14 protein-coding genes are annotated in these 14,640 nt (G+C 69.3%); 11 read left to right on the top strand and 3 right to left on the bottom strand.

All coding sequences use genetic code 11. The features are described from left to right. Positions 1-304 (bottom strand): hypothetical protein (locus AC1D1T_RS22360; RefSeq protein ID WP_477992512.1); only part of this gene is annotated, 304 nt, incomplete at its 3' end. A gap of 60 nt (positions 305-364) precedes the next feature. On the opposite strand from AC1D1T_RS22360, the gene AC1D1T_RS22355 reads away from it, so the two are divergent. From AC1D1T_RS22355 to AC1D1T_RS22330, 6 genes are all read left to right on the top strand, one after another. Further along, positions 365-925, top strand: coding sequence for a glutathione S-transferase family protein (locus tag AC1D1T_RS22355; protein ID WP_477827947.1), 561 nt, complete (start codon positions 365-367; stop codon positions 923-925). A gap of 217 nt (positions 926-1,142) precedes the next feature. Beyond that, the gene (locus AC1D1T_RS22350; RefSeq protein WP_047500101.1) at positions 1,143-1,433 is read left to right on the top strand and encodes a co-chaperone GroES; all 291 of its coding nucleotides are present in this window, start codon (positions 1,143-1,145) and stop codon (positions 1,431-1,433) included. Between the two features lie 51 nt (positions 1,434-1,484). Next, positions 1,485-3,140 (top strand): chaperonin GroEL, encoded by a 1,656-nt coding sequence (groL, locus tag AC1D1T_RS22345; RefSeq protein WP_047500099.1) that lies wholly within the window; start codon positions 1,485-1,487, stop codon positions 3,138-3,140. 100 nt (positions 3,141-3,240) lie between these two features. Beyond that, complete coding sequence (locus AC1D1T_RS22340) at positions 3,241-5,421, top strand: DUF1631 family protein (RefSeq protein ID WP_477992511.1); 2,181 nt, start codon at positions 3,241-3,243, stop codon at positions 5,419-5,421. 8 nt (positions 5,422-5,429) lie between these two features. Continuing rightward, positions 5,430-7,703: a patatin-like phospholipase family protein gene (locus AC1D1T_RS22335; RefSeq protein WP_477826393.1), complete on the top strand. Its 2,274-nt coding sequence runs from the start codon at positions 5,430-5,432 to the stop codon at positions 7,701-7,703. Positions 7,704-7,821: 118 nt separating this feature from the next. Further along, positions 7,822-8,079 (top strand): hypothetical protein, encoded by a 258-nt coding sequence (locus tag AC1D1T_RS22330; RefSeq protein ID WP_465110893.1) that lies wholly within the window; start codon positions 7,822-7,824, stop codon positions 8,077-8,079. Positions 8,080-8,161: 82 nt separating this feature from the next. On the opposite strand, the gene AC1D1T_RS22325 is transcribed toward AC1D1T_RS22330, so the two are convergent. Both AC1D1T_RS22325 and yihA read right to left on the bottom strand, forming a co-directional pair. Further along, the gene (locus AC1D1T_RS22325) at positions 8,162-9,064 is read right to left on the bottom strand and encodes an alpha/beta fold hydrolase (protein ID WP_477992510.1); all 903 of its coding nucleotides are present in this window, start codon (positions 9,062-9,064) and stop codon (positions 8,162-8,164) included. Then, entirely contained in the window at positions 9,061-9,762 is a 702-nt protein-coding gene (gene yihA, locus AC1D1T_RS22320; RefSeq protein ID WP_465110891.1) for a ribosome biogenesis GTP-binding protein YihA/YsxC, read from the bottom strand. Before yihA ends, AC1D1T_RS22325 begins: the two co-directional genes overlap by 4 nt. An 86-nt stretch (positions 9,763-9,848) precedes the next feature. Here yihA and AC1D1T_RS22315 point away from each other — a divergent pair, with 86 nt between their 5' ends. From AC1D1T_RS22315 to AC1D1T_RS22295, 5 genes are all read left to right on the top strand, one after another. Beyond that, on the top strand, positions 9,849-10,472 hold the full coding sequence (locus AC1D1T_RS22315) for a c-type cytochrome (protein WP_156154620.1): 624 nt from the start codon (positions 9,849-9,851) through the stop codon (positions 10,470-10,472). Positions 10,473-10,541: 69 nt separating this feature from the next. Continuing rightward, positions 10,542-10,946: a hypothetical protein gene (locus AC1D1T_RS22310; RefSeq protein ID WP_465110890.1), complete on the top strand. Its 405-nt coding sequence runs from the start codon at positions 10,542-10,544 to the stop codon at positions 10,944-10,946. Positions 10,947-11,033: 87 nt separating this feature from the next. Beyond that, positions 11,034-12,026 carry a protein-methionine-sulfoxide reductase catalytic subunit MsrP gene (gene msrP / locus AC1D1T_RS22305; protein WP_477992509.1) on the top strand — a complete coding sequence of 331 codons (993 nt, stop codon included), beginning with the start codon at positions 11,034-11,036 and terminating at the stop codon, positions 12,024-12,026. A 13-nt stretch (positions 12,027-12,039) separates the two neighbouring features. Beyond that, entirely contained in the window at positions 12,040-12,678 is a 639-nt protein-coding gene (msrQ, locus tag AC1D1T_RS22300) for a protein-methionine-sulfoxide reductase heme-binding subunit MsrQ (protein ID WP_052211209.1), read from the top strand. Positions 12,679-12,763: 85 nt separating this feature from the next. Beyond that, on the top strand, positions 12,764-14,455 hold the full coding sequence (locus tag AC1D1T_RS22295; RefSeq protein ID WP_477992508.1) for a GGDEF domain-containing protein: 1,692 nt from the start codon (positions 12,764-12,766) through the stop codon (positions 14,453-14,455). The last annotated feature ends 185 nt before the right edge of the window (positions 14,456-14,640 follow it).

Raw genomic sequence — 14,640 nt, 5'->3', positions numbered from 1 at the left:
GCGGGGCGGTGCCGCCCTGGTCGCCGACGGGCCGCAGCCCGGCCGCGCCGATCACCAGCGCGATCGCGGCCACCAGGGCCAGCAGCAGCAGCGGCACCGCGAGCGCCAGCGTCGGCAGCTTGACGGCCGGATCGCGGCTGCCGGCCACCACCAGGGCGTAGCCGAGCAGCGTGAAGAGCGGGAACAGCACCCACAGCGTCAGGCCCGGCGGCGCCGCGGACATCCCCAGGGGCGCCGCGACCAGCGCGACGGCGGACAGGAAACCCAGGGCGGCCAGCACGCCGCCGACGATCGCGATCAGCATGGTTGTGAGTCGATGCGGTGAAGGTGGCGCAAGGATAGCGCGGCTGCCCCTCGCAGGGCCATACTGGCGCGGTGGCCGCTCGGCAAGATGCCGCTGCTGGAGGACCGGGGCCGGCCGATCGGCGAGACGAGCATCATCATGGAGCACCTGCAGCGCCATCACGCGCGCCCGGGCCGTACGCTGATCCCGCAGGATGCGGAGGCCGCGCTCGAGGTCCGCCTGTGGGATCGCCTGTCCGACCTGTACCTGATGCTGCCGATGCAGGCCTTCACCGCCGACCGCCTGCGGCCCGAGGGCGAACGCGATGCGCGCAACGTGAGCCAGGCGCGCGACACGCTGTCGACCGCCTATGCGATGTTCGACCGCCAGCTCGAGGGCCGCACCTGGGTGGCCGGGGAGGCCTTCAGCCTGGCCGATTGCGCCGCGGCGCCGGCGCTGTTCTATGCGCTGACCTACCTGCCGCTGCCGCCGCAGCACGCGCGACTCGCGGCCTACTTCGAACGGCTCGTCGCGCACCCGGCGGTGGCGCTCACCATCGAGCAGGCGCGGCCCTTCTTCCAGTTCTACCCGGGTCGTGATGGACTGGCCCGGCGCTTCTTCGATCCAGCGGCCCCTGGCTGAACCGCTCCCTGCGTACGGGCGCCCCCACGGTCTCTCCAAAGACCCCCCTCTTGAACCGTCACGCCCTGCCCCTATAATTCTGATCTGCTAGCACTCATCCACCTTGAGTGCTAACGACATCCAGGTGCCTTCGGGTGCCGATGTTCTGCCAAGTCAATGAGCGCCAACTTGCCTCGTTGCCCACCAGAAGTCCCATTTGAGACATCAAGGAGAAGCCATGAAATTTCGCCCGTTGCACGACCGCGTGATCGTCGAGCGCGTTGAAGCAGAAACCAAGACCGCTTCCGGCATCGTCATCCCCGACGCCGCCACCGAGAAGCCCGAGCAAGGCATCGTCCTGGCCATCGGCCCGGGCAAGCGCAACGAGAAGGGCGACTTCGTGGCCCTGAACGTCAAGGTCGGCGACCGCGTGCTGTTCGGCAAGTACAGCGGCCAGGTCGTCAAGGACGGCGGCAAGGAACTGCTGGTGATGCGCGAAGAAGACCTCTTCGCCGTGGTCGAGAAGTGATTCTCCCGGCACTGGCTCTAGCACCTCAACACTGAATTCGGAGAAAAGAACATGGCAGCAAAAGACGTAGTCTTCGGCGGCGAAGCCCGCGCACGCATGGTCGAGGGTGTCAACATCCTCGCCAACGCCGTCAAGGTGACCCTGGGCCCGAAGGGCCGCAACGTGGTCCTCGAGCGCTCGTTCGGCGCCCCCACCGTCACGAAGGACGGTGTCTCGGTCGCCAAGGAGATCGAGCTGAAGGACAAGCTCCAGAACATGGGCGCGCAGATGGTCAAGGAAGTCGCTTCCAAGACCAGCGACATCGCCGGTGACGGCACCACCACCGCCACCGTGCTGGCCCAGGCCATCATCCGCGAAGGCATGAAGTACGTGGCCGCCGGCATGAACCCGATGGACCTGAAGCGCGGCATCGACAAGGCCGTCACGGCCCTGGTCGAGCAGCTGAAGAAGGCCTCGAAGGCCACCACGACCTCGAAGGAAATCGCGCAAGTCGGCTCGATCTCGGCCAACAGCGACGAAACCATCGGCAAGATCATCGCTGACGCGATGGACAAGGTCGGCAAGGAAGGCGTCATCACCGTCGAAGACGGCAAGTCGCTCGAGAGCGAACTCGAAGTCGTCGAAGGCATGCAGTTCGACCGCGGCTACCTGTCGCCGTACTTCATCAACAACCCCGAGAAGCAATCGGCGTTGCTGGACAACCCGTTCATCCTGCTGTTCGACAAGAAGATCAGCAACATCCGCGACCTGCTGCCGGTGCTGGAGCAAGTGGCAAAGGCCGGCCGTCCGCTGCTGATCATCGCTGAAGAAGTCGAAGGCGAAGCGCTGGCGACCCTGGTGGTCAACACGATCCGCGGCATCCTGAAGGTCGTCGCCGTCAAGGCCCCGGGCTTCGGCGACCGCCGCAAGGCCATGCTGGAAGACATCGCGATCCTGACCGGCGGCAAGGTCATCGCCGAAGAAGTCGGCCTGACGCTCGAGAAGGTCACGCTGGCCGACCTGGGCCAGGCCAAGCGCATCGAAGTGGGCAAGGAAAACACCACCATCATCGACGGCGCCGGTGCCGGTGCCGACATCGAAGCCCGCGTCAAGCAAGTGCGCGTGCAGATTGAAGAAGCCACCAGCGACTACGACCGTGAAAAGCTGCAAGAGCGCGTGGCCAAGCTGGCCGGCGGTGTTGCCGTGATCAAGGTCGGCGCCGCGACCGAAGTCGAGATGAAGGAAAAGAAGGCCCGCGTCGAAGATGCGCTGCACGCAACCCGTGCCGCCGTCGAAGAAGGCATCGTGGCCGGTGGTGGCGTCGCGCTGCTGCGCGCCAAGCAAGCGGCTGGCGCCATCAAGGGTGACAACCCCGACCAGGAAGCCGGCATCAAGCTGGTGCTGCGCGCGATCGAAGCGCCGCTGCGCGAGATCGTCTACAACGCCGGCGGCGAAGCCAGCGTGGTCGTCAATGCCGTGCTGAACGGCAAGGGCAACTACGGCTTCAATGCAGCCAACGACACCTACGGCGACATGATCGAGATGGGCATCCTGGATCCGACCAAGGTGACCCGCACCGCGCTGCAGAACGCCGCGTCGGTGGCCTCGCTGATGCTGACGACCGAGGCGATGATCGCCGAGGCTCCGAAGGAAGAAGCCGGCGCCGGTGGCGGCGGCATGCCCGGTGGCGGCATGGGTGGCATGGGCGGCATGGGCATGGACATGTAAGTCCAGGCACCTCGCCTACCTCGAAAGGGCTGCTTCGGCAGCCCTTTTTCATTGCACACCTGGAAGGCCACCCCTTGGCCGCGGGCGGCACAATATCGCCATGCCGACCGCCCCCCTGCTGAAGCGCTTCATCGACGATGAACTGGGCCGCGCACCCGACCTGATCGCCCGCACCATGGCGGCGGTGGTCGAGCAACTGCGCCGCCCGCGCGACCAGCTGCTCGCGAGCGAGCGCCAGCACCACTTCGATCTGGTCGAGCTGCTGCAGCAGCACGCCGGCCGTTTCCAGCGCAGCTTCGTCGACGCGCTGCGCCAGCGCGTGCTGGCCGAGCTGGAGCCCACCGCCAACGCCACCGCGGCCCCGTCCGGCCCGAGCAGCCTGTCCGGCCTGCAGCTGATGGACGAAGGCCGTGTCGAGTCCGACATCGAGATCTCGCGCGCGGTGCAGCAGATCGACACCGGCACCGAATGGGAGCTGCGCGAGCTGCAGACCTTCACGTCGACGCTGCGCGGCCAGGCCCACACCACCGCCGAGTCGAACCCGCTGCGCCCGCTCGCCTACGCCCACGCGCTGTGGGACGCCGCCGGCGAAGTGACCGACAAGCCGGTGCAGCAGGCCATCCTGCTGCGCGTGGCCTCCGCCGCGATGACGCCGCTGCTGCGCATGGCCTGGGCCGCTGCGTGCTCGCGCCTCGAATCGCAAGGGGTCGAGCCGAGCATCTACCGCACCGTCGTGCTGGCACCGGGCGCCGGCGCGGCGCGCAAGCCGGAGGTCGACGTGACGATGCCCGGCGCGCTCGAAGGGCTGGTGCGCAGCATGCCGGGTGGCCTGCCCGCAACCTCCTCCGCGCCCTCCACCCCGGGCCGCCGTGGCGCCACGCTCGGCCCGGCGCTGGAGCAGGCCCTGGCCCGCATCGAGGCGATGCTCTCGCGCCTGCCGGAGCGCAGCGGCGGCGACGCTGCCGAAGCCGCCGATGGCGCTGACCGCGCCGGCACGCCGTCGTCGCGGCTGGCCGAATTCCGCGGCTCGCTGCTCAGCGCCGCCGACGAGACGATCGAGCGCCAGATCATCGAGCTGCTGTCGCGGCTGTTCGAGACCATCCTCGGCGACCCGATGCTGCCGCAGCCGCTGCGCACGCTGATGGGCCGCCTGCAGGTGTCGGCATTGCGCGTCGCGCTGCGCGACCCGAAGATGATGGAGGTCCACGAGCACCCGGTGTGGCAGCTGATGGACCGCATTGCCGGCGCCGCCGTCGGCTACCCGCAGTCCGGCGACCCGCGGCTCGCGCATTTCCTGTCGTTCTGCGACCGCTTGGTCGACGAGATGCTCGCCGAGCCGGTGCAGGACGCCGCGCTGTACCGCCGCAGCCTCGCGCGCGTCGACGCCGCCATCGCCGAACAGCTGCGCGATGCGCAGGTGGCCGCGCGCGGCGCGATCGCGACGCTGGTGATGGCCGAGCAGCGCGAGCGGCTGCAACGCGAGCTGTCGCACCGGTTGACCGAGCAGATGGCGCCGATCCGCACGACGCCGGTGATCCGTCGCTTCGTCACCGGCGCGTGGGCGCGGGTGCTGGCCGAATCGTTCACGCTGTACGGTGAGGAGGCCGAATCCAGCCAGCGGGTGCTGAAGGCGACCGACCACCTGCTGTGGAGCCTGCGCCTGCCCGACCATCCGCAGAGCCGGCTGCGCCTGCTGGGCCTGCTGCCCGGGCTGCTGAAGGAGCTGCGGGCCGGCATGGAATTGATCGCGCTGCCGGCCGACGAACAGCAGGCCGTGCTCGACGAGCTGGTCGAGATCCACAGCGAGGCGATGAAACCGCGCGCCCGGCCCGCAGCCGCCGCCGCGCAGCCCGAGCCGACGCCGGAGGAGATCGTGCGCCGCATGCGCGACGAGACCGTCGAGCCGGTGCCCGAGACCGGCGCGCCGTTCAGCGATTCGCTGATCGACCTCGGCTCGATGGACACCGTGCCCGCCGAGTGGCTGCCGAGCGGCCCGCCCGCGGGTGGCGACGACCCAGCCGCCTGGGTCAACGCGATGGCGATCGGGCGGCACTACCGGATGTTCCTGCTCGGCCGCTGGAGCCACCTGCAGCTGCTGTGGCGCAGCGACAGCGGGCAGCTGCTGCTGTTCGCCGGCGAGCAGCCCGACAGCACGCACTCGGTGACGCTGCGCGCGCTGGAGCGGCTGCGCACCGCCGACCTGCTGGTCTCGCTGTCCGACTACTCGCTGGTGCAGCGCGCGGTCGACGGCATGCTGCGCAGCCTCGCGACGCTGCGTTGAGCGCTCGCATGGCAACCGCAAGGCTGCGGGCCTGGCCGGGCCTGCTCGCGATCGCGCTGTGCGCTTCGGCGCTGGCGCAGACCGCCGCGCCGCCCCCCACATCACCCCCCACGCCACAGCCCACCCGCCCGCGCATCGGCCTCGTGCTGTCCGGCGGCGGCGCACGCGGCCTGTCGCACGTCGGCGTGCTGAAGGTGCTGGAGCGCGAGCGCATCCCGGTCGACGTGATCGCCGGCACCTCGATGGGCGCGATCATCGGCGGCCTGTATGCGAGCGGCATGGACGCCGACACGCTGGAGCGCGAGCTGCTGAAGGTCAACTGGGATGCGGTGTTCGCGAACCGCGTCGACCGCCAGCTGCTGTCGCAGCGGCGCAAGGAAGAAGACTTCGAGATCTCGCCGTTGATCGAGTTCGGCATGCGCGACGGCGAGCTGCGCGCGCCGCTCGGTGCGCTGTCGGGCCGCGGGCTCGAGACGCTGCTGCGGCGCTACACGCTGCCGGTGCGCTCGGTGCGCGATTTCGACCGGCTGCCGATCCCGTTCCGCGCCGTCGCCACCGACATGGAAGACGGCCGCGCGGTGATCCTGAGACAGGGCGACCTCGCGCTCGCGCTGCGCTCCAGCATGAGCGTGCCCGGCGTCTTCCCGCCGACCGAGATCGACGACCGCATCCTCGGCGACGGCGGCCTGGTCGACAACGTGCCGGTCGACGTGGCGCGCGCGATGGGCGCCGACATCGTGATCGCCGTCAACATCGGCACGCCGCTGGCCCCGCGCAAGACGCTCGGCTCGGTGGGCGGCCTGACCGGCCAGATGATCAACATCCTGACCGAGCAGAACGTCCAGCGCAGCCTGGCCTCGCTCGGCGGGCGCGACCTGCTGATCTCGCCGCAGCTGGGCGAGATCACCTCGGGCGATTTCAACAAGACGCGCGAGCTGATCGCGCTCGGCGAGCAGGGGGCCGCCCAGCTCGCGGCGCGCCTGGCCGCGCTGTCGCTCGACGAGACCGCGTATGCGCAATGGAAGGCCGGCCACCCGCGCGAGGCGCCACCGCAGGCGACGCTCGCGTTCGTCGAGTTCGAGGGCAGCGGCCTGACCAATCCGAAGCGCTTCGCGGCGCAGATGGAATCGACCGCCGGCCARCCCTTCGATGCGGCCAAGGCCGAGCGCGATGCGCGCCGCCTGGCCGCCAGCGGCGACTACGTGCGCGCCGACTACGAGCTGGTGTCGACCGACCGCGGCGACGGACTGGTCTTCGACCTGGAGGACAAGCCCTGGGGGCCGCACTACTTCCGCGTCGGGCTCGACCTGAACACCGACTTCACCGGGCGCAGCGCCTTCAACCTGAAGATCAGCCACAACCGCCACTGGCTGGACGCGAACGGCACCGAGTGGCGCAACCGCGTGCAGATCGGCGAGGTGCCACGGCTGTTCTCCGAGCTCTATCACCCGCTGAACTGGACGCTGGGGATCTCCAACGACTGGTTCGTGGCCGGCTACGGCGAGGCCGAACGCCGAAAGCTTGCCGTCTACAACGGCGCCACCGGCGACGAGCGCGGGCATTTCAACCGCTCGACCGGCCGCTTCGGCATCGACCTCGGCCAGCCCTGGGGCCAGTTCGGCGAGCTCCGCATCGGCCTCACGCACCTGACGCTGCGCAACGAGCCGGAGATCCTGTCGAGCGACTACAGCGGGCCGCGCGAGACGGTGACGATCGACGAATCCGGCCTGCGGGTCGGCGTGGTGGTCGACCAGCTCGACTTCGCGAACTTCCCGCTGCACGGCTACCGCCTGCAGGGCGAAGTGGTCAGCGGCCGGCGCAGCGACAGCGTGACCGGCAGCGATTCCGACCGCTTCACGCGGGTCGAGACCGAGGGCTCGGCGGTGGGCACGTGGGGACGGCACACGCTGAACGCGCTCGTGCGGGTGCAGCATGCCGACCAGCGCTCGATCGCCGGGCTCGGCCGCTACACGCTCGGCGGCTTCCAGCAGATGTCGGGCTACCTGCCGGGGCAGATCGAGGGCAACTACCTGGCGTTCGGGCGGCTCGTGTACTACCAGCGGCTGGACTACGCGCCGGTGTTCACGCGCGGGCTGTTCGCCGGCGGCTCGCTGGAGGCCGGCAACGCGTGGGACTTCAGCAGCCAGATGAAGCTGAACGACCTGCGCAACGGCATGAGCCTGTTCGTCGGCGCGGACACCGGCATCGGGCCGCTGTACCTCGGCGTGACCTACGCGCCGCGCGGCGCCGCCGGGCTCTACCTGTTCATCGGCCGACCGTGACGGATCCGACGCGGCGGCGTTGGTCCTGCCGCGTTCGGGGGGGTGTCAAGCCGGGAGGCGCTTCCTAAACTGGCTTCCAGGTTCAGAGAGGTTGGCAGGCAGTTTGGGTGAGGCGCACATGACGGACAGTGAATTGATGCGGATCAGCGACGGTGGCGTCGAATCGTCGGAAGGCTGGGCGGTCCACCTGATCGGGCCGGAGCTGCTGGAGTACTGCAGCGGGCCGGCCGCCTGCCTGGTGAACATCGGCTACTCGCCGGCGCACCGGGCCCGGCAGATCTATGCGACCGAGTCGTCGTCGGACCTGTTCCCGATGCTGCGCGAGCACCTGCAGTCGGCCTCGCAACTCCTCGAAGGCCGCTACGTGGTGGTATGACAACCCCTCGCTCGACGAGTCCGTCGAGCGGTCCCCCGAGGGGACGCGGGCCGGCTTGGGGCGGCCCGGCGCTCGGCCCGCCTCACCGAACCAGCGCCGCCTCGATCTCGGCCGCCACCAGCGCCGGCAGTTCGTGCACGATCCAGTGCGTGGCGCCCGGCACGCGGGTCAGCGTCAATTTGGGCACGAAGGCCTCCAGGCCGTCCAGCAATGAGGCCGGCAAGGCCACGTCGGCCTCGCCCCACACCACGTGCGTCGGCACCGTCACGGTGACGAACTCCGGCGGGAATTTCAGCGCGAGCACCGGTGAATCGGGCCCGGTCGGCGGGCGCAGCGGCGACACGCGGTAGTAGTTCAGCGCGCCGGTCAAGCCGTGGCGCCACACCGCGCGGTACTGCTCCTTCAGCGCCGGCGTCAGCCAGCCGCCGCCCGGCCGCGCCGGGTCTTCGGCCCCCATGTGCGCGAACACCGCCCACAGCCGCGCGAAATCGCCGGCCTCGAGCTCCGCCTCGGCCTCGGGCCGGCTCCAGGTGTTCATGTAGGCGCTGGCCGCCTGCTGGAGGGGATCGGTCTGCAGCGCCTTCAGGAACACGCCGGGGTGCGGCGAATTGACGATCACCAGCCGCTGCAGCGCCTGCGGATGCTGTACCGCGAAATTCCAGGCCACCGCACCGCCCCAGTYGTGCGCGACCAGCGCCGCGAGCGGGCCGCCGCCCTCCTCGGCGATCAGCGCGAGCAGGTCGGCCACCAGGTGCTTGGCGCGATAGGCCTCCACCTCGGCCGGCGCGGACGAGCGCTCGTAGCCGCGCAGGTTCGGCGCGATGCAGCGGTAGCGGTCGCCGAAATGGCGCAGCATCGCGTCCCAGACGAAGGCGCCTTCGGGAAAACCATGAAGGAACACGATCGCCGGCGCGCCGCGCGGCCCGCTGGCCCGGCAGCTCAGCGTGATGCCGTGCGGCAGCACCGCATCAAAGGTCTCGATCACCCGAGGATCCAGTCGCGCAGCACGCAGGCGGCGTCGCCGACGCCCTGCTTGTTCAGCGCCGAGAACAGCGCGATGCCGATGTCGGCGTCCTCGCTCGACAGCTCGCCCAGCACCGCCTGCGTGGCCGCCAGCGCCGCCGTCGATTCGCGGCGGTTCAGCTTGTCGGACTTGGTCAGCAGCACCAGCAGGCGCACCTCGCCGGTGCCCACGCGGGGCGCGACGAACTCGAGCAGGTTGCGGTCGAGCTCGGTCAGCCCGAGCCGCGAATCGACCATCAGCACCACGCCCGACAGGCTGCGGCGCACCTGCAGGTAGTTGGCCATCACCTCCTGCCAGCGCTGCTTGGCGGCGCGCGCCACCGCGGCGTAGCCGTAGCCGGGCAGGTCGGCGAACAGCGCGTTCGGCGCGTCCTTCGGACCCAGCTCGAACAGGTTGATGTGCTGCGTGCGGCCGGGCGTCTTCGATGCGAAGGCCAGGCGTTTCTGCTGCGTCAGCGTGTTGATCGCGGTCGATTTGCCGGCGTTCGAGCGGCCGACGAAGGCGATCTCGGGCAGCTCGGTCTGCGGCAGCTGGTTCAGCTGGCTGGCGGTGGTCAGGAAGCGCGCGGTGTGCGTCCAGGCCAGCGCCAGCTTCTCGGCTGCGGCCGCATCGCTGCTCGCGTCAGCGGCCGGCGCACCGGAATTGTTTTCGTCGGTCATGGAAGGCACCAAAAACTTGCATTGTAAAATCGCTGGGTTTTGCATCGTCAGAACGCATCCAGCCAACCCACACTAAGAACGCCATGATGCCTGTTGCTTCCTTGCTGTCGAGTCTGTTGTTGGCCGCCGCCCTGGCGGCGCCCGCCTCCGCGAGCGAGGCGGCGAAGGCCAAGCCCGACGTCGCGAAAGGCCAGGCGATCTCGACCAACGTGTGCGGTGCCTGCCATTCGGCCGACGGTTCGCGCGGCAGCCCGGCCAACCCGATCCTGCAGGGTCAGCATCCCGAATACCTGGTCAAGCAGCTGGCCGAGTTCAAGGAAGGCAAGCGCGACAACCCGGTGATGAAGGGCATGGCCTCGACGCTGAGCGAGGACGACATGCGCAATGTCGCCGCGTTCTACGCCTCGAAGGACGCGAAGCCCGGTTTCGCGAAGAGCAAGGAATCGGTCGCGCTCGGCGAGAAGATCTACCGCGGCGGCATCGCCGACCGCGCCGTCCCGGCCTGCGCCGGCTGCCACAGCCCCACCGGTGCCGGCATCCCCGCCCAGTACCCGCGCCTGCGCGGCCAGCACGCCGACTACACCGAAGCGCAATTGGTGGCCTTCCGCGGCGGGCTGCGCAAGAACAGCCCGCAGATGACCGGTGTCGCCGCGAAGATGAACGACAAGGAAATCAAGGCAGTGGCCGACTACATCGCCGGCCTGCGCTGAACGCGCCCAATCTCACGCTTCGCGCCACAGGGGCCGGTCGATGACCGGCCTTTTTCATTTCCGTCCGGCGTGCGCGCGACTATAGTCATCCGACTCGCCACTGCGAACGCCCCCATGCCCTACATCCGACGCGGACCCGACGGACAGATCGACAGCCTGCATCGCCAACCGGGCGCCGGCACCGAGTTCATCGCGGACGGGCATCCGGATCTGCTGGCCTTCATCGGGCACAGCCCGGTCAGCAGCGATTTCGGCAAGCTCGATGCCGATTTCGTCCGCGTGATCGAGGACGTGATCGACACGTTGATCGTGCGCAACATCATCAACATCACCGATCTGCCCGGCGAGGCGCAGGCCAAGCTGTTCGCCCGCAAGAGCTTCCGGGAGCGCACCGCGCGCAATTCGCTGCGTTTGTTCTCCGACACGCAATTCGGCACCGTGATCGACGACACGAACTTTGGCGAATTGCCCTGACGCAGCCGGGCGCGCGGAACCGCTGTAAGGTTCCCGGCTCGAATTGCGACTGACCGGCAACGCGCTTCGGCGCCCCCAGGAGTTTCCATGCATCACCGCCCGAACCGCGGCYTCGACCATGCCGTGCCGTCCGAGATCACGCCGCGCGCCGTCTATGAGCGCCGCCGCGAGCTGCTGAAGCTGATGGCGCTCGGCGCCGGCGGCGCGGCGCTGTCCGGCTGGGCCGCGCGCGATGCGATGGCACAGGCAGCCCGCCCGAACAAGCTGGCCCCGCTGCCGGGCGCGCGCAGTGCCGTTCCCGGCGCGATCACGATGGAAAAGCTCACGTCCTACAACGACGTGACCAGCTACAACAACTACTACGAGTTCGGCACCGACAAGTCCGACCCGGCGCGCAATGCCGGCTCGCTGAAGACGCGCCCCTGGACGGTCGCGATCGAGGGCGAGGTGAAGAAGCCCAAGGTCTACGACCTCGACGAGCTGCTGAAGCTCGCGCCGATGGAGGAGCGCGTCTACCGGCTGCGCTGCGTCGAGGGCTGGTCGATGGTGATCCCGTGGGTCGGCTATTCGCTGTCGGAACTGATCAAGCGCGTCGAGCCGACCGGCAATGCAAAGTACGTCGAGTTCGTGACGCTGGGCGATGCGAAGCAGATGCCCTTCCTCGGCTCGCGCGTGCTGTCGTGGCCGTACGTCGAGGGCCTGCGCCTCGACGAAGCGATGAACCCGCTCGCGCTGCTCGCCTTCGGCCTGTACGGCGAGGTGCTGCCGAACCAGAACGGCGCGCCGGTGCGGCTGGCGGTGCCGTGGAAATACGGTTTCAAGAGCGGCAAGTCGATCGTCAAGATCCGCTTCACCGACAAGCAGCCGCTCACCTCCTGGAACCATGCGGCCGCGCAGGAGTACGGCTTCTACTCGAACGTCAACCCGAACGTCGACCACCCGCGCTGGAGCCAGGCGACCGAGCGGCGCATCGGCGAGGACGGCCTGTTCGCGAAGAAGCGCGCGACGCTGATGTTCAACGGCTACGAAGCCCAGGTCGGCCAGCTCTATGCGGGCATGGACCTGAAGAAGCTGTTCTGATCGCGAACCGGCGATGAAGACCGCTGTGCTGTCGTCCCCCGCCCAGCCGCGCCGGCGCTCGCCGCTGCTGCATCCGGCGGCCAAGCCGCTGCTGTTCGTCGCCGGCCTGCTGCCGTTCGCGTGGCTGTTCTACGGCGCGGTGATGAACACGCTGGGGGCCAACCCGGCCGAAGCGCTGATCCGCTCGACCGGCGACTGGACGCTGCGCCTGCTGTGCCTCACGCTGGCCGTGACGCCGCTGCGGGTGATCGCGAACCAGCCGGCGCTGGCGCGCTTCCGGCGCATGCTGGGGCTGTTCGCGTTCTTCTACGTCGTGCTGCATTTCTTCGCGTATGCCTGGCTGGACATGGGGCTGGACATCGATGCCATCGTGCGCGACATCCCGAAGCGCCCGTTCGCGCTGGTCGGCTTCCTGGCCTTCGTGCTGATGATCCCGCTGGCCGCCACCTCGTTCAACCGCGCCATCAAGGCGCTGGGGGCGAAGCGCTGGCAGGCGTTGCACAAGTGCGTCTACGCGATCGTGCTGCTGGGCCTGTTGCACTTTTTCTGGATGAAGGCGGCGAAGAACAATTTCGCCGAGGTCGCGGTGTACGCCGCGGTCATCGCGGTGCTGCTCGGCTGGCGCATCCGGCACGCGTTGCGCAGGAGTTGACGGCGCGTCGCGAACCTGACGCCTTGGCGTCTGGCGCGGCTGCGCCGGGCCACGCACAATCGGGCCCTCCATGGTCGCCCACGTCTTGCCCCACCACACCCCCGCCGGCCCCGACACGGCAGCCCGCCGCCTCGTCAGGCTGATCGCCGATTCGCAGGCCGCCCACGATGGCGGCCAACACCAGCAAGGCCTCGCGCTGGCCGAACAGGCCCTCGAAGGCGCCATCACGCTGGGCGACCCGCTGATACTGGCGCGTGCCCACACGCTGCTGGCCAACCACCGCTGGCGGCTCGGGCTGTTCGAGCCGTCGGTGCAATCGGCGCGCGAGGCGCTGGCGCTCTGGAGAGCTGCCGGGCGCATCGACGAGCAGTGCGACACGCTGTGCCTGCTGGCGATCTCGTTCAGCGAGATCGGCCTGCAGGAAGAAGCGCTGAAGCACGCCACCGCGTCGTTCGAGCTGGCGCGCGCGCACCAGCGCGGCCTCGCGATGGGCGTGGCGCTGAACCGCATTGGCATCTGCTACGACCGGCTCGGCGATTCGATCCAGGCCGAGAGCTTCCTGCTGCAGTCGCTGGGCATGGCGCGCGAGCACGGCGGCCATGGCGACCGCATGCTGGCGCTGAACAACCTCACCGCCACCGCGATCAGCGCCTACTACCAGGCGCAGCTGCGCGCTGATGACGAGGCGAGCCGGCAGGCGGTGCAGCGGGCCCGCCAGTACGGTGGGCGGGCCTTGTCGCTGGCGCGCCGCCACGGCGATGTCTACCGTGTCAGCGTCACGCAGGGCAACCTCGGCGAAGCGCTCGGCCTGGCCGGCGAGTACGCCGAGGCGCGCGCATTGCTGCAGGAGGCGCTCGCGAGCGCGGTGCAGAACGGTTTCCGTGCGGTGGTGCTGCGCATGCGCCACAACATCGCCGAGGTGCTGCTGCGCGAAGGCCGCAACGACGAGGCCATCACCGAGCTCACCGCCACGCTGCAGTCGCTGACCCAGCTCGACCACGAGACGACGCGCATGCGCGTGCACTCGGCGCTGCACCGCGCCTACAAGGCCGTGCGCCAGTTCGAGCCGGCGCTGCTGCACTGCGAGGCGCACCACCAGATCGAGATGCAGCGTGTGGCGCTGCAGAGCAAGGCGCAGGCGCGGCTGATGGTGAACCGCATCGATGTCGAGCGTGCGCTGATGGACGGCGAGCGCTCGCGCCTCGAGGCCGAGCTGCAGCGGCTGCGCACGCAGCAGCTGGAGGCCGAGAAGGAGCTGCTGGAGCAGCGCACCGCCGAGTTGCACCGCGAGACGCTCGAGGACCCGCTGACCGGGCTCGCGAACCGGCGCCATGTCGATGCGACGCTGCCGCTGCTGATCGAGCGCTCGCGCGGCCAGGGCCAGCCGATGGCGCTCGCGATGGCCGACCTCGATCATTTCAAGCAGGTCAACGACCGCCACGGCCATGCGGCCGGCGACGAGGTGCTGCGCACGGTGGCGCGCCTGTTCGGCGACAAGACGCGGGCGCGCGACCTGCTCGGCCGCTGGGGCGGCGAGGAATTCGTGCTGGTGTTCGTCGACACCCCGCGCGAGACGGCGCACGAGATCTGCGAGCGGCTGCGCAGCGCCGTGCAGTCCTACCCATGGAGCGCGATCTCGCCGGGGCTGCAGGTCACGCTGAGCCTCGGCCTGACCGACGCGCAGCCGAGCGACAACGCGCTCGAACTGGTCGAGCGTGCCGATGCGGCCTTGTACGAGGCGAAGCGTCTCGGGCGCAATCGCCTGGTTGAAGGTTGAGGCCTACGGAGCATTGGTGTGGAAGGCGCGGGTGGGGAGTCTGTGGCTCGCCGGCCGGTGCGGTCATCGCCCCTGGCGGGGCAATGACTACCCTCCGCTGACTGGTTTCATGGTCCGTCGCCCAAACTCCCTCCACTCACTTCGTTCGTTGTGGTCAAACAGTGGGCGACAGTCAGTGCACGAAG

This window comes from Rhizobacter sp. P2_H3 (genome assembly GCF_056403355.1).
This window is presented reverse-complemented; position numbering and strand designations above follow the sequence as displayed.